Origin of the sequence: Clostridium rhizosphaerae (assembly GCF_016765585.1) — a bacterium.
Taxonomy (GTDB): domain Bacteria; phylum Bacillota; class Clostridia; order Clostridiales; family Clostridiaceae; genus Clostridium_AT; species Clostridium_AT rhizosphaerae.
The window spans coordinates 132,811-148,662 of sequence record NZ_JAESWC010000004.1 but is presented as its reverse complement, the minus strand read 5'-3'; the positions used below and the strand labels follow the sequence as shown (position 1 = coordinate 148,662).

The following is a 15,852-nucleotide window of genomic DNA, read 5'->3' as shown; positions in this document are numbered from 1 at the left end:
GCTAATTTATAAAAGAACATCTCATATGAAATTAGTTATTCTATTTTTCATGTGAGGTGTTTTTTTATAATCTTCTTTGCTTAAATTTATAGTGCTATAATAGTAATGTTAATATAGTAATAATTGGGGGTTATAAATATGTATATGGTTGACTATACCAGCGATGATTTTAAAACAAATTTATCTAAAGCAGAAGTTGCAATTGTTCCTATAGGTTCAGTGGAGGCCCATGGGCATCATCTTCCATTAGGTACTGATATATTTTCACCAAGACTATTTTGCAAGATGATAAATGATAAAATAAGTGATGAAATTTGGATAGCACCGGAAATTCCTTACGGTCAAAGCTATGATTTATCAATATATCCCGGAACAATACATATTCCAACAGAAGTTATGTCAAGCTACGTCTTTTTTGTTGGTAAAAGTCTTTATGATAATGGTATAAAAAAGCTAGTGTTTTTAAATGGACACGGTGGGAATGCTAACGCTCTTAATCTTGCAAGTGAAAAACTTATGCAGATGGGAATGGATATTATAATAATAAACTGGTGGCTTGATTTTTCAAAGGAAATACTAACTATAACAGAAGGTCAGGGGCATGCCGGTGAAGATGAAAGCTCTGCAATTTTATATTACAATAAAAGCCTTGTACAAATGGATAAAGCCTTAAAAAATGATAAAAAACCTTTGATGAGAGTTTATTTTAAAGACAGGGGCAGAATTTTATATGAAAATGCTCTTTCAGGAGATGCAACAAAGGCAACCTTTGAAAAAGGTGAGAAAATATTTGAAGTTTTAACTGAAAAGATTATTGAGCTTATACATAACTTTATAGCCGGAAATTACTATTCTGAAGAAAATAAGTAGAGTACGAACAAAAATAACCAAAGGCTGTGGTGTAAAGACCTTAGAGCTTTGTGTAGAAAATAATATTTTACTTTGTGATTCCTTTGCGTATGTTCTAAGGCTTGCAATACTTAAAAGCTAAGAGTCTCTATGAATTCGCTTTGACTTCTTGTCTCTTTAATAGCCGCAGGCTTTAAAACAGCTTTATTGAACTTAAAATACTTTAGCTTGCTCAGAACAGATCTTCTAAACTTTTCAGCATTGCTTCGCCAAGAACATGAGCAAAGTTATCAATCAAATTAAAATATTATTTTCTACACCTGCTCTCGGTATTTACACCCAGCCTATGTTGATATAAGCATGTTCTTTGATATCGTAGAAAGCAAGTCTATTGCAAACGATCATGGCTCAAGTAAATATTTAAATAGATATATATTTGAATATTTTTATATAAGTATTTTGCCCATATTGTGAAGCAATCTAACAATTCTTCATTATTAATTCTTCGTTATATAATTGCGATGCAATAGCAATTATATTAAATTTGAATTTAATTTAAATATTTTATAAACAGTATATCTAATGTGCATACTTTTGGTTTATAATTTGTAATAGATATCTATATTTTATAGATAATTTTTATCTGGAGGTTGGAGTCCTAAATGGACTTCAACGGGTAATCTGCGAGGCTAAAGTCCTAAATGGACTTTAGCGGGTAACTTATGAGCGAAGCGAATATCTTAAGTTACCCCGTGCCCGAAAGGGGGCGAGCATTCTAGATTACCCAGTGTTTCGAGGGAAAGGAGAAAATTTTGAAAATTAAAGATATAAAGATTGGAAAAGTAAGTACTCCTCTAAAGAAACCTTTTAAGACGGCATTAAGAGAGGTTAAGACAGCAGAAGAAATAGTTATAAAAGTTGAGACGGATACTTGTGAAATAGGTTTTGGAAGTGCTCCTCCTACGGCTGTTATTACTGGGGATATAGAAGCTTCAATTGAAGGAGCAATAAAAGGAATAATAAAGCCTAAGCTGGTTGGAATGGACATTGACAATATTGAAGATATAATGTCTGTGCTCAATGGTTCAATGATAAAAAACACAAGCGCAAAAGCAGCGGTAGATATGGCTATTTACGATTTGTTTGGAAAGAAGTATAATATTCCTTTATACAAATTTTTTGGAGGATTTAGAAATAGTATAACTACTGATATAACTATAAGTGTCAACTCACCGGAAGAAATGGCTCAAGATTCAATTGAGGCTGTAAACGCAGGCTTTAGTATATTGAAAACAAAAGTTGGAACTGATGTTTATAAGGATATTGAAAGAGTTAAGGCAATAAGAGAAGCAGTAGGAAAGAATATTACAATCAGAGTAGATGCAAACCAAGGATGGAAACCTAAAGAGGCAGTTCGAATCATAAGAAGATTTGAGGATATGGGACTTGGTATAGAACTTGTTGAGCAGCCTGTTAAGTATTGGGACCTAGAAGGTCTCAAATTTGTAACTGATAATGTAGCTACAGATATTTTAGCAGATGAAGCGGTTTTTGGCCCATTTGAAGCTATGAAGCTGATACAGCTTAGAGCTGCAGACTTAATTAATATAAAGCTTATGAAATGCGGCGGACTCTACAATGCAGCAAAAATTTGTGCTATAGCCGAAACCATGGGGATAGAATGTATGATGGGCTGCATGCTTGAAGGTAAAATTGGAATTACTGCTGCTGCAAGCTTTACAGGGGGAAAGAAAAATATCACTAAGGCAGATTTGGATACAGTTAATTTAATGGCTGAAGATCCTGTAATAGGAGGAGCCAAGTTCGAGGGAGATAAGGTTATACTATTAGATGAGCCTGGGCTTGGAGTAAAAGACGTTATAGGGTGGCAAGAAATATGAAAGGGAGAAAAAAATGTTCGACAATAAGAAATTTAGATATGCTATGTATTATGTATTCGGTGCAGGGATTATTCTAATGATTTTAAATTTTGTACTCGTAGATTTTAAAACTCAATCTATAAAATACAACGAGTTTACAAAAATGCTTACTGAGAAAAAAATTGATGAGGTTCAAATTTCAGCAGATAAGATAATTATTATTCCTAAACCGGAAGAAGGACAAAAGAAAAAGATACTTTATACCGTAAATATAGGGGATGATCAGTTAGTTGAAAAACTCACTGCTGCAGGAGTAACCTTCGGAGGCGTAGCTAATGATACTAACCCTCTAAAGGCTTTTTTCTTCAACTGGGTTTTGCCTATAATTATGTTTACCTTTTTAGGAAGGCTTATATTTGGAAAGTTGGATAAAAAGCTTGGAAATGGTGTTATGTCTTTTGGGAAGAATACAGCAAAGCTTTATGCCGAGAATGAAACAGGCAAGACTTTTTCAGATGTAGCCGGCCAAGAAGAAGCTAAGGAGTCTTTAGTAGAAATTGTAGACTTTCTTCATAATCCTCAAAAGTACGTTGAGATAGGAGCTAAGCTTCCTAAGGGTGCGCTTTTAGTAGGGCCTCCAGGTACAGGTAAAACTCTGCTGGCTAAAGCTGTTGCAGGAGAAGCTAAGGTGCCTTTTTTCTCTATGTCAGGTTCAGAATTTGTTGAAATGTTTGTGGGAATGGGAGCTGCAAGAGTAAGAGATTTATTTAAGCAGGCAGCTGAGAAGGCTCCTTGTATAATATTTATTGACGAAATAGATGCTATTGGAAAAAGCAGAGAAGGAAACATCAGCGGCAATGACGAAAGAGAGCAAACCTTAAATCAACTTTTGGCAGAGATGGATGGTTTTGATTCTTCAAAGCCTGTAGTTATACTGGCTGCTACTAACAGGCCGGAAGTTCTAGACAAGGCCCTTTTAAGACCAGGAAGATTTGACAGAAGGGTTATTGTTGACAGGCCTGATTTAAAGGGAAGAGAAGCTATTTTAAAAGTTCACTTAAAGAGTGTAAAGTACTCTGAAAATCTTGATGTTTTAGCTATAGCAAAAGCAACTCCAGGGGCTGTAGGAGCAGATCTTGCTAATATGGTAAATGAGGCTGCTTTAAGAGCTGTTAAGCATTCAAGAAAAGAAATAATGCAGGAAGATTTAGAAGAGGCTATTGAGGTTATACTAGCAGGTAAAGAGAAAAAAGACAGAATTATGTCAGACAAGGAAAAGAAGACTGTTGCTTTTCATGAAGTTGGGCATGCACTTGTGGCTGCACTTTTAAAGGGAACTGATCCTGTGCATAAAATAACTATAGTGCCAAGAACAATGGGTGCGTTAGGATATACAATGCAGCTTCCTGAGGAAGATAAATATTTATTAACCAAAGAAGAATTATTTAATGAAATTTCTATATTATTAGGCGGAAGAGCTGCTGAGGAAGTTGAATTTAAGGCTATATCTACAGGAGCGTCAAACGATATTGAAAAGGCTACTCAGACAGCAAGAAGCATGGTAACTATGTATGGGATGTCTGATCGTTTTGACATGATGGGACTAGAGTCTCCATCAAATAGATATCTTGATGGAAGACCGGTACAAAACTGCAGTGCAGAGACTTCTTCAATTATTGATGAAGAAACGCTCAAAATTATAAAAGAGGCTCATAATAAAGCCGTAGATATACTTGAGAATAATAGAGAGCTTATGACAAAGATTGCCGAAAGATTATTGGATAAGGAAACCATTATGGGAGACGAATTTATGGAATTTGTAAGAGGAAGCGAAAGCCATGAAGATTAATAACCTTTAAGAAGGGATGATTTTATTGCAAAATAATAGTTTTGATATGGATAAAGAGATAACTCTTCAAAAGGAAATAGAGCTTAATGTTGAAAAAGAAAAGCTTGAAGAGGTTATTTCACTAATTAATAAAGAGATTTTAAATTATATAGGAAAAAGAAAAGAAGCTTCTCAGTATATTCAAGATTATAGAAAAAATGTACTTGAAGAGTACAGAGATGATGAAGATAAGGTTATAGAATATTTTGATCATGAAAGATATGTAAAAGAAGAGGCTTTTAAAAATATTGATAGAAGACTGAGAGAACTTACAATTCTCTCAACTGCTCCATATTTTGGAAGAGTTGATTTTAAACAAGAAGATTTCGATGATGCAGATAATATATATATAGGCAGATTTGGAATGACTCCTGAGGGAGAATATGAACCTGTAGTTATAGACTGGAGAGCACCAATTTCAGCACTTTTTTATTCCAGTAAACTTGGTTCAAATACTTACAGTGCACCTGCTGGAAGTATAGATGTTGATATACTTTTAAAAAGACAGTTTATAATAAAAAAGGCAAAGCTTCTTGGCTTATTTGATTCTGCATTTGAAGTCAAGGATGAAATACTGCAAATGGTTTTAAGCGGTAACACATCTGATAAACTCAGAGATATAATAATGACAATTCAAGAGGAGCAGGATAATTTAATAAGACAGCCCAAGGATAGAACTATAGTTGTAGACGGGGTTGCTGGAAGTGGAAAGACAACCATTGCTTTGCATAGAGTAGCATATCTTTTATATAATTATAGAGAAAGTCTTCAGGATAAGGTTCTAATTTTAGGACCTAACAGTATTTTTATGGAATATATTTCCACGGTACTGCCAAGCCTTGGTGAAGTTGGTGTGAAGCAGACTACCTTCATGGATTTCGCTCTTGATATATTAGAGCTTAATAGTGTTATGAACTTTAAGGATTATATGGAAAGAGTACTTAAGGGTGATAGAGAATTTATCAATAAGATAGTCCATAAAAGTTCTCTTGAGTATCTTAATGAACTCAATGAGTATATAGATAAACTTGATAAAGAATATTTTAAGCTTCAAGATATAAATTTCTTTGATAAGACAGCTGTTTCTAAAGCAGAGCTTGACGAATTATTTAATTCCTATTATAAAGAAATGCCTCTTTTTAGAAGAAGTAAAAAAGTTAGAAGAATCATATTTTCAAAACTTAAAGATTTAAGAGATGAAGAAGTTAGAAGAATACAAAAAGAATACAATGAAAAGATTTCTAATATGACAAAGGCTGAAATTGAGATTGAGGAAGCTAACCTTAACTTGAAAAGAAAAATGGCAATAAGAGAAGTTATTGCTGAAGTTATGAGAGCAAAAAATAATATGGGCTGGCTTGGCAGCAGAGATTGTTTGGAGCTTTATAAAGAAATAAATGGTGAAGCTGAACTTACTCAAGACGACTTAGCACCAATACTCTATTTAAAAATCAAACTTGAGGGATTAAGAGTTAAAGAAGAAATAAAGCATGTTGTAATAGATGAGGCTCAGGATTACAGTCCTATTCAATTTTTAGTAGTAAGAGAACTTACAAAATGCAGTTCAATGACTATTGTAGGAGACAGCAACCAAAGACTTCTGCCTTTAAAAGGAAAGACTCCTATGCTTAACCTTGAAGAAATTATTCCCGTTTTAAATACTGAGTATTTTGAGCTTACTAAAAGCTATAGATCTACTAAGGAAATAATGGAGTATGCTAACAAGTTCCTTAAAGACAGCAGAATAGTTCCAATAGTGAGAAGCGGAGAAGAAGTTACTGAGGAACTGGTTCATAGCGAAGAAGAACTTATAGAGAAAATAGATAATACTATCAGTAGCTTAAGGCATAAAGAATTTGAAAATATCGCTGTCCTTTGCAGAGATTTAGAAGAAACAGAGAGAATAGGAAGTTTATTAAAGGCAAAGGAATATTTAAAGATTATTGATAATGAAGAAATAATCTATAAAGGCGGAACTGTAGTTATCCCTTCCTATTTTGCAAAAGGGCTTGAGTTTGATGCTGTTATACTTGTTGATGAAAGCAGAAGAGAAGATGAAAGTAAGCTGAATTATGTAATGGCTACTAGAGCACTGCATGAACTTAAGGTGATAAAAAGAAATTAAAGAATGAAGACCAAAATTTCTAAAGGAATTTTGGCCTTCTAGTAAATTCTTCATTTAGTTATTGGAGGAGATATTTTGAAAAAACTTAAGAAAAATAGAATAGTTGTACTTTTAATTGCAACTATTTTTCTTGTTGGAGCATCATTTTTTGTAATTAATAAGGAAAGAAAAGATAATATTTTAAAAGCACAAACAAATCTTAAAGATCAAGAGGAGCTAAAAGTAGAAACAGATAAAAAGAAGCAGCTTGAAGAAGAAGCTAAAAAGGAAGAACTAAAGAATAAGCAGGAACAGTTGAAGCTTGAAAAGATAAAGGCTTTAAAAGAAGATCCAAAGCAGCAGATGGCGGTCAAAGGTATAGGAAAGTCTAAAAATATACCGATACTAATGTATCATTCCATAGATTATGAAAAAGGAAACGAGCTTAGGATACCTAAGGATAAATTCAGAGAACAGATGAAGTACTTGAAGGACAATGGGTACACTCCTTTGAGCTTAGATGAATTGTACTCTCATATGGTCAATGGTACATCAGTTCCAGAAAAGCCAATAGTTATTACGTTAGATGATGGATATTCAGATAATTATACAAATGCTTATCCGGTACTTAGAGAATTTGGATTTAAAGCTACAGTATTTGTAATCACAAACACTGTAGAAGGCGGCGGAAGCTATCTAAATGCTGAGCAGATAAAAGAAATGGACAAGAATGGAATTGATATGGAAAGTCATACTGTAAGCCATCCAAGACTTAATGAATTAAGCTATGATAAGCAAATGAGTGAAATGAAGGAATCTAAAGAGTACTTAGAAAAGCTGCTTAATAAAGATATAAACTACATAGCATATCCTTATGGAAACTTTAATGAAAATACCTTAAAAGCAGTAGAAGAAATAGGATATAAAATGGCTGTTTCAACTAAAAGCGGATTAGCAGCAAAGTCAGATGGAATTTACAAGCTTCATAGAATATATATCAGCAATAACTATGATATGGAGAAGTTTAAGAGACTGGTGAATGGGAAATGAAGAGACTGTATCAAAACAGCTTAAACCTATTGCATGTTATTTGAATTCTAGGAAACGTTCGCTTCGCAGATAAGACTAATAATTAAAAAATTTATAAAGCCTAAATCTTATAAACTCGCATTGCTCGGACAATATAAGATTTTTAACGGCTTTATAAATTTTTTAATTAAAGTCTTATTGCTGCTTACTCAAACGTTTCTACGTATTCAAATAACATACTAAGTTTAGTTGTTTTGATACAGTCTTTTTTAGTAATTCAATCCTTAGTTATTTATTCTTAATTTCTAATTTATTTATGGGTTGCAAGTTTCTGAAAAGAGTAATATAATAAAATTATAGAAAAGGTTTTCTAAAGGGTGATGATATGCCGACAACGATTAATGATGTAGCAAGAGAAGCTGGAGTTTCAATAACTACAGTTTCGAGAGTTCTAAATAATAATTATCCGGTTAAAGAAGAAACAAGAATAAAAATAGAAGAAGCTATAGAAAAATTAAATTATAAGCCTAATACTATGGCAAGAAGCCTTATAACAAAAAGGAGTGCAGCTATAGGAATTATAGTCCCAGGTATAACAAATCTATTTTTTCCAACAATAGTTGAAGCTATTGAGGAAATGATGAAAAGCAAGGGGTATAGTGTTAACCTTTCCAACACAGATGGAGAAGCTTCCAAGGAGATAAAACTCGTTGAAGAACTTACGGCAAGGCAGGCTGATGGAATAATTGTTATAGACCCTGCCATTGAAAATCTGCATAGAGGTTTTTATGATAAGTTGTCAAAAAATCTTCCGGTTATAATAGTTAATGGTTCTCCGGACAGCAATAAGTGCAGCTTTGTGTGTTATGACGAAGAAGTTGGAACTATAGAAGCTTTTAGATATTTGCTTAAGTTAGGACATAAAAAGATAGCTTTTGTAAGAGGGCATAAAAGCTTCTCTTATGATATAAAGGAAAAGATATATAAGTCTGTTTTAAAAGATGAACATTTGCAATATGAAAGAATTTTAAATGTTGGAAAAGGAAATAGTATAGAAGTAGTTGAAAGAGCTCAAAGCTTTACAGAAGAGCTTTTAAAGAGCGATGACAGACCGACTGCGATATTCGCTTGTAATGATCTTATGGCTGTGGGAGTTATGAATGCTTGTTCAAAGCTTGGAATTGAAGTTCCTAAAAACATGTCGGTTGTAGGCTTTGATAATACAATACTTGCTAATATAACTCAGCCTAAGCTTACCTCTGTAGATTTAAGTATGAAGGAAATAGGGCATAGGGCAGCACTGGAGCTGTTAGATATTATTGAAAATAATACTAGAGTTAGAAAGAAAATTATAATTGATACTAGTCTGGTTGTCAGAGAAAGCTGCGGCGAGTGCAGGATGAAGAATGAAGAACAAATTTAATTTTTGCTATGCAAAAATTAAATTTATATATTTATAGAAAAGGATTTCTATAAACGATTTATTAAGTTAAAGGAAAGGAATGAGGACTTGTATGAGCGAAATTAATGCGGGTTACGAGATTGAAAGACTTTTAAATTTTGCATTAAAACATAACATGATAGAAAAACTGGACATTATACCTTCTAGAAATTCACTTTTAGATTTATTTAAGCTGGAGGAACCATATGCAGGGGAAGTTCAAGAAGAAGAGCTTGAAAATGCAGTTGATATCTTAGATAAGCTTTTGGAATATTCCTATGAAGTCGGAGTTATTGAAGCGAATACAACCACGTATAGGGATCTATTAGATGCAAAGATTATGGGACTTTTAATGCCTAGGCAATCAGAGGTTGTTAAGAACTTTAATAAAACTCTGAAAGAAGCTGGAGTGGAAAAAGCTACTGATGATTTTTACTCTTTATCGCAAGCTTCAAATTATATAAGAATGGATAGAATAGAAAAAAATCTTTATTGGCTTTCTGAAACAACCTATGGAGATTTAGAGATAACAGTTAATTTATCAAAGCCTGAAAAGGATCCAAAAGAAATAGCAGCTTCAAAGCTTAAGCCTCAAGCTAATTATCCAAAATGTTTGCTTTGTATTGAAAATGTAGGGTATGCTGGACATATAAATCACCCAGCAAGGCAGAATCATAGGGTAATACCGGTAAGTCTAGATAATGAACAATGGTATCTTCAATATTCTCCATATGTTTACTATAATGAGCACTGCATATTATTCAATGAAAAACATATACCAATGAAAATTTTTGATAAAACCTTTGTAAGGTTACTTGATTTTGTTCAGGAGTTTCCACATTACTTTATTGGCTCAAATGCCGATTTACCAATAGTAGGAGGTTCTATATTAAGCCATGATCATTTCCAGGGAGGAAGACATGTGTTTCCGATGGAAACAGCCCCTGTAGAAGTTAGCTTTACCAATGACAGCTTTAAAGGAGTTAAGGCTGGAATAGTAAAATGGCCAATGTCTGTTATACGATTATCATCGAATAACAAGGAAGACTTAATAAAACTCTCGGTTGAAATATTAAATAACTGGAGAGAATACAGCGACGAAGCAGCAGATATACTAGCTTATTCAGACATCAATGGAGAAAAGACACCGCACAATACTATAACTCCAATTGCTAGAAAAAATAGCGATGGAGAGTATGAAATAGATCTAGTTCTAAGAAATAACAGAACCAGTGAAGAGCATCCGGATGGAATCTTTCATCCTCACAAAAAGCTTCATCACATAAAGAAAGAGAATATAGGTCTTATCGAGGTTATGGGATTGGCTGTACTTCCGGGAAGATTAAATACTGAATTAAAAGAAATTGAGGCAGTACTTCAAGGAAATATAAATAGATTAAAAGCAGCAGAAGAAAACAACAGTGATTCTATAAACAAGCATACAGCTTGGATAAAAGAGCTTATTGAAAAGTATGGAACAAACTGTGCTAAAGAAAAAGCAGAAGAGATAGTTAAAAAACAGGTAGGAGACAAATTTCTTCATGTACTTATGGACTCCGGAGTTTATAAGAGAAATGAAGAAGGACAGGAAGCATTTATAAGGTTTATGAAGAAGTTAGGATTTAAGAAAAATTAAGAACGAAGAATTAAGAAAGAAAGGGGTTTACTATGAATATTCATGAATTAAAACAAGAGTTTAAAAAGCTTTATGGAGAAGGTGAGATTAGAGTTTTTCATTCTCCTGGAAGAGTAAATTTAATAGGAGAGCATATTGATTACAATGGCGGCTATGTTTTTCCATGTGCGCTTGAGTTTGGTACCTATGGTCTAGTTAGAGCTAGGGAGGACAAAAAAGTTAATTTAGCCTCTACTAATTTTGATTTAAAGGTTTCAGTTGATTTAGATAACATTTCATATAAAGAGGAAGATGATTGGGCTAACTATCCGAAGGGCGTTATGAAAGTCATGATGGATGAAGGGTTTAGTATTGGCGGCATGGATATTTTGATTAGCGGAAACATACCAAATGGCGCTGGACTATCCTCCTCAGCTTCATTAGAAGTTTTGACTGCTGTTATAGTTGATACTTTATTCAACGAAGGTATTGCTGATAGGGTTGCGCTTGTCAAGCTTTCACAAAAGGCTGAAAATACTTTTGTTGGAGTAAATTGTGGAATTATGGATCAGTTTGCTGTTGGTATGGGAAGAAAGAATGAAGCTATACTTCTTGATTGTGGCAGCTTAAAGTACAACTATGCAAAGGTTGAATTAGGAGAGTATACTTTAGTTATAATGAACACAAATAAAAGAAGAGCACTCAATGAGTCAAAGTATAATGAAAGAAGAGCAGAATGCGATGAAGCCTTAGAAATTCTTAAGAAGGAAAAATCAATAAATGCATTATGTGATTTGACAACTGAGGAGTTTGATAAATTAGAAGCATTGTTAGAAAAAGAAAATGTAAGAAACAGAGCTAAGCATGCAGTTTATGAGAATGAAAGAACAAAAACAGCTTATGATCGCTTAAATGAAGGAAGACTTTTAGAGTTTGGAAAACTTTTAGTTGAATCACATAATTCCTTAAGAGATTTATACGAGGTTACAGGAAAAGAACTTGATACCATAGTGGAAGAATCCTTGAAGGTACAGGGATGTATAGGGGCAAGAATGACTGGCGCAGGCTTTGGTGGATGTGCTATAGCTCTTGTAAAAAAGGATGAAGTTAACAACTTTATAAACATAGTTAAGGAAAACTATGCTAAAATAATAGGGTATGAACCAAGCTTTTATTTAAGCGGTGTTGGTCAAGGAACCGAAGAAATCAGATAATAGAGGTAAAAGCCCTAAATGGGCTTTTACGAGTAATTTTCGAGCGGAGCGAGAGTTTTAAATTACTCAGTGCTCCGACTATAAGGAGGTTTTTGTATGTCAATATTAGTTTGCGGCGGTGCAGGTTATATAGGAAGCCACATGGTTGCTGCACTTCTAGAAAAAGGTGAAGAGGTAGTTATATTAGATAATCTTCAAAAGGGACATAGAGATGCAGTTCTAGGCGGAAAACTTTATGAAGGTGATTTAAGAGACAGAGCAGTACTTGATAAAGTATTTACAGAAAATAAAATTGAAGCAGTTATAGATTTTGCAGCTGATTCATTAGTTGGTGAAAGTGTAACAGAGCCACTTAAGTATTTTGAAAATAATGTAGGGGGAACGCTAAGCCTTCTTCGTGCAATGAAAGATCACAATGTTAAGAATATAGTATTTTCCTCAACAGCTGCAACTTATGGAGAGCCTGAAAGTATTCCAATAGTTGAAGATGATAAGACTTTCCCGACTAATCCTTATGGGGAGTCAAAGCTTGCTGTAGAGAAAGTGCTAAAATGGTGCGACAATGCTTACGGAATAAAGTATACTGCACTTAGATATTTTAATGCTGCCGGAGCACATCCAAATGGAAAGATAGGCGAAGACCACAGCCCTGAAAGTCACTTAATACCATTAATACTTCAAACTGCACTTGGAAAAAGAGAAAAGATAATGATGTTTGGTGATGATTATAATACTGAAGATGGAACATGCGTAAGAGATTATATTCATGTAATGGATTTAGCTTCAGCACACCTTCTAGCTGTTGACAGATTAAGAAAAGGCGGAGAAAGCAGAATATACAACCTTGGAAACGGCAAGGGTTTCTCTGTTAAAGAGGTTATAGAAGTAGCAAGAAAGGTTACTGGAAGAGAAATAAAGGCAGAGGTTGCTCCAAGAAGAGCAGGAGACCCTGCGGTTTTGATAGCTTCTTCTGCAAAAGCAATGGAAGAACTAGGCTGGAAGCCGGAATTTAACTCTCTTGAAACTATAATTGAAACAGCTTGGAACTGGCATGTTAATCATCCAAGTGGATACGAGAAATAATTTGATTAATAATGAATAATTAACAATTATGGAAAAAGAAAATCCCACATAGGGATTTTCTTTTTCTTAAAATTCATTTAAAGATTTGCTTTGAAAACATTTTATAATTATTTAACGCTGTTTAACAGCCTTAAATAATGGTTTGCTTCTCTAAGCACATGGTCAGCTAACAGCGGAGGGATAATGGACTTAATTTCACATGCCAATATGCCTTCTGCACCTTGTTTTTTGAAGTTTCTAAGTTCAGTTACCTGATTTATGCTTTCTCTAGTTATTTCTGGTAAGAGATTTGGATTTTGCTGAAGGTTCAGTGTTCTTTCTACTAAAAGCTCAAGTTTTTTAGCAAAATCATTTGCTGTTTCAAAAAGCTGTTTTTCTGATGGATCCAAATAACCTCTTATAAATTCAGAGTGTTCTTCCATGATATGATTCCAAAATACTTCAAGTTCAATTAGTTCTTTTACACTGTCAATAGTATCTTTATTTTGCAGTTTTGTAAGCATCATAACTGCAAACTTAGATTCTTCTGTAACGTGGTGAAGCATGGTTGGATAGGTATAGCTGAAGGCTTTGCACTCTGATATATTTCTATACAAATTATTTAAAAAAGCTATGGTTCTGTTAGTAAGAGTTAAGGCTTCATTGTTAAGTCTTGATACTTCTCCTGAAAGTCCTGTTTCAGCTCTTGTTTTAGCTGCTTCTACCATGTTAAGCTCCTCTTTTGTAATACTTTTATTTATTGGAAGGCCGGTTAAAAATTCTGTAGCTTCTTCTGCGGGCAGTGTAAGCTCAGTTACAATTTCATCAGAGGTCAGGACTTCTTTGCTGATTACATTATGTGATAAGGATACGGCTCTTTGAAGAAGAGTTTCATAGTTCTGTTTTACTGCAAGAAGCTGCTGTTGTATTGCTTTATCTCTTGGAGGCAGTGAAGCAGCAGCAAAAATTGCATGTTCCTTTGCTATTCTCAAAAAGAAAAGATTAAATTCAAGAGAAAGTCTTACATATTGTTCGTTGGTTATCATAATATCCCCTTCCTAAACCTTTATATGTAATAAGTCCTGTCTTTATCATAATATGTTAAAGTTTTATTAACGTGAGCAAATTTATATAAAGAATAATTTAAAATGCTATAATGAATTAAAATTAATATATCAATTAAAAAGGAGCTGAAAAAATATGTGCGAAAAAATTCGATGGGGAATAATTGCGCCAGGAGGAATAGCAAATGCCTTTGCAGATGGACTTCAAGTTTTAGAAGAAGCTGAAATAACGGCTGTAGCTTCAAGAAGTATAGAAAGAGCTGAGAGCTTTGCAGCAAAGTATAAGGTTTCAAAAATTTATGACAGCTATAAAAGTTTAGCTGAGGATGATAATATTGATGCAGTATACATAGCTACACCTCATTCTTTTCATAAAGAAACTGCAATTATGTGCCTTGAAAAAGGAAAAGCTGTGCTTTGTGAAAAACCGATAGGAATAAACGAAAATGAAATGCTTGAAATGATTAAATGTGCTAAGGAAAACAAAGTTTTTCTTATGGAAGCTATGTGGACCAGATTTTTACCTGTTATTAATGAGGTAAAACAATATATTGAAAAAGGACTTATTGGTGACATTTGCTTAGTTAAAGCTAACTTTGGGTTTAAAGGTGACAGTAATCCAGAAAAAAGAATTTTAAATCCTAAGCTTGCCGGAGGAGCTCTATTGGATGTGGGAATATATCCGCTTACCTTTGCTGATTTAGTATATAACAAAGAGGCCTCAGAAATTAAAAGCATGATGAGCTATACAGAAACAGGCGTAGACCAAGACAGTACAATAATTTTGGACTACGGCAGCGGCAAAAGGGCAGAGGTATCAATTTCTATTAAAGATTATATACCACATGAAGGGCTTATTATAGGGACAAAAGGAAATATAAAATTGGATAGGTTTTTTATGCCAACATCTGCAGTAATTGAGATTGAAGGAGAGGAGCCTAGAGAAATAAAAATTCCTTTCTTAAAAAATGGTTATGAATATGAAGCCATGGAAGTAATGAGTTGTATAAGAGAAGGCAGGCTTGAAAGCAGCATCATGCCTCATGAAAAATCCTTAAGGCTATTAAGAACTATGGACAGAATAAGAAAACAATGGAACTTTAAGTATCCTGGAGAAAACTAGAAGTTAATAAAATTTACGCAGGCTATGGTGTAAAGATCTTAGAGCCTAGCGCAGAAAATAATATTTTACTTTATGATAACTTTGCGTATGTTCTAAGGCTTGCAATGCCGAAAAGCTAAGAGCCTCTATAAATTCGCTTTGACTTCTTGTTACTTTAATAGCCGAAGGCTACAAAACATCTTTAGTAAACTTAAAATACTTTTGGCTTGCTCAGAAGAGAGGCTCTAAGCTTTTCAGCATTACTTCGCCAAGAACATGGCAAAGTTATAAATCAAATTAAAATATTATTTTCTACACATGCTCTCGGTCTTTACACCCAGCCTAGTTAGCTTTTATACGCCCTTATAAGTATCTATATGTACAACTTGCTTAATGATTGTTTTTATAATTAAAAGTTTAGGCTTTTTTAAAAGCAAGAAATTGCCTTTTTTTCATTAGCCTATTTAAATATAAACCTATATAAATATTTAAATATTTACTTGAACCATGCGAGTTTGCAGTAGATTTGCTTTCTACAATATTGAAGAGCATACTTACATCAACACTATTATTAAACAGCACCAAACTTTTTAATGTTTAATCT

Annotated in this window: 11 protein-coding genes; 10 read left to right on the top strand and 1 reads right to left on the bottom strand. The window is 33.7% G+C overall.

What is annotated here, in order from left to right:
* The first annotated feature begins 138 nt into the window (after window positions 1-138).
* The 9 genes from JK636_RS10815 (at window position 139) to galE (ending at window position 13,103) form a co-directional block, all read left to right on the top strand.
* Window positions 139-870: a creatininase family protein gene (locus tag JK636_RS10815; RefSeq protein WP_202748966.1), complete on the top strand. Its 732-nt coding sequence runs from the start codon at window positions 139-141 to the stop codon at window positions 868-870.
* Window positions 871-1,661: 791 nt separating this feature from the next.
* Window positions 1,662-2,750 carry a dipeptide epimerase gene (locus JK636_RS10810; RefSeq protein WP_202748965.1) on the top strand — a complete coding sequence of 363 codons (1,089 nt, stop codon included), beginning with the start codon at window positions 1,662-1,664 and terminating at the stop codon, window positions 2,748-2,750.
* 13 nt (window positions 2,751-2,763) lie between these two features.
* A complete protein-coding gene (gene ftsH / locus JK636_RS10805; protein WP_202748964.1) occupies window positions 2,764-4,578 on the top strand; it encodes an ATP-dependent zinc metalloprotease FtsH in 1,815 nt (604 codons plus the stop codon).
* A 16-nt stretch (window positions 4,579-4,594) separates the two neighbouring features.
* Window positions 4,595-6,742 (top strand): HelD family protein, encoded by a 2,148-nt coding sequence (locus tag JK636_RS10800; RefSeq protein WP_202748963.1) that lies wholly within the window; start codon window positions 4,595-4,597, stop codon window positions 6,740-6,742.
* Window positions 6,743-6,817: 75 nt separating this feature from the next.
* Window positions 6,818-7,771, top strand: coding sequence for a polysaccharide deacetylase family protein (locus JK636_RS10795; protein ID WP_243428198.1), 954 nt, complete (start codon window positions 6,818-6,820; stop codon window positions 7,769-7,771).
* A gap of 364 nt (window positions 7,772-8,135) precedes the next feature.
* Window positions 8,136-9,173 (top strand): LacI family DNA-binding transcriptional regulator, encoded by a 1,038-nt coding sequence (locus JK636_RS10790; RefSeq protein WP_202748962.1) that lies wholly within the window; start codon window positions 8,136-8,138, stop codon window positions 9,171-9,173.
* A gap of 91 nt (window positions 9,174-9,264) precedes the next feature.
* Window positions 9,265-10,827 (top strand): UDP-glucose--hexose-1-phosphate uridylyltransferase, encoded by a 1,563-nt coding sequence (gene galT, locus JK636_RS10785; protein WP_202748961.1) that lies wholly within the window; start codon window positions 9,265-9,267, stop codon window positions 10,825-10,827.
* A 32-nt stretch (window positions 10,828-10,859) separates the two neighbouring features.
* Complete coding sequence (locus JK636_RS10780) at window positions 10,860-12,020, top strand: galactokinase (RefSeq protein ID WP_202748959.1); 1,161 nt, start codon at window positions 10,860-10,862, stop codon at window positions 12,018-12,020.
* A gap of 96 nt (window positions 12,021-12,116) precedes the next feature.
* Window positions 12,117-13,103, top strand: coding sequence for a UDP-glucose 4-epimerase GalE (galE, locus tag JK636_RS10775; RefSeq protein WP_202748957.1), 987 nt, complete (start codon window positions 12,117-12,119; stop codon window positions 13,101-13,103).
* Window positions 13,104-13,210: 107 nt separating this feature from the next.
* Here the strand turns inward: galE and JK636_RS10770 are convergent, their stop codons facing one another.
* Complete coding sequence (locus JK636_RS10770) at window positions 13,211-14,128, bottom strand: DUF2935 domain-containing protein (RefSeq protein ID WP_202748955.1); 918 nt, start codon at window positions 14,126-14,128, stop codon at window positions 13,211-13,213.
* 154 nt (window positions 14,129-14,282) lie between these two features.
* On the opposite strand from JK636_RS10770, the gene JK636_RS10765 reads away from it, so the two are divergent.
* Complete coding sequence (locus JK636_RS10765; protein ID WP_202748954.1) at window positions 14,283-15,269, top strand: Gfo/Idh/MocA family protein; 987 nt, start codon at window positions 14,283-14,285, stop codon at window positions 15,267-15,269.
* Window positions 15,270-15,852: the final 583 nt, after the last annotated feature.

Excerpts from the sequence above, each read along its gene's own strand:
- JK636_RS10815 (WP_202748966.1), top strand. The coding sequence starts at position 139 with ATGTATATGGTTGACTATACCAGCGATGATTTTAAAACAAATTTATCT.
- ftsH (WP_202748964.1), top strand. The coding sequence starts at position 2,764 with ATGTTCGACAATAAGAAATTTAGATATGCTATGTATTATGTATTCGGT.
- JK636_RS10800 (WP_202748963.1), top strand. The coding sequence starts at position 4,595 with ATGATTTTATTGCAAAATAATAGTTTTGATATGGATAAAGAGATAACT.
- JK636_RS10790 (WP_202748962.1), top strand. The coding sequence starts at position 8,136 with ATGCCGACAACGATTAATGATGTAGCAAGAGAAGCTGGAGTTTCAATA.
- galT (WP_202748961.1), top strand. The coding sequence starts at position 9,265 with ATGAGCGAAATTAATGCGGGTTACGAGATTGAAAGACTTTTAAATTTT.
- JK636_RS10780 (WP_202748959.1), top strand. The coding sequence starts at position 10,860 with ATGAATATTCATGAATTAAAACAAGAGTTTAAAAAGCTTTATGGAGAA.
- galE (WP_202748957.1), top strand. The coding sequence starts at position 12,117 with ATGTCAATATTAGTTTGCGGCGGTGCAGGTTATATAGGAAGCCACATG.
- JK636_RS10770 (WP_202748955.1), bottom strand. The coding sequence starts at position 14,128 with ATGATAACCAACGAACAATATGTAAGACTTTCTCTTGAATTTAATCTT.
- JK636_RS10765 (WP_202748954.1), top strand. The coding sequence starts at position 14,283 with ATGTGCGAAAAAATTCGATGGGGAATAATTGCGCCAGGAGGAATAGCA.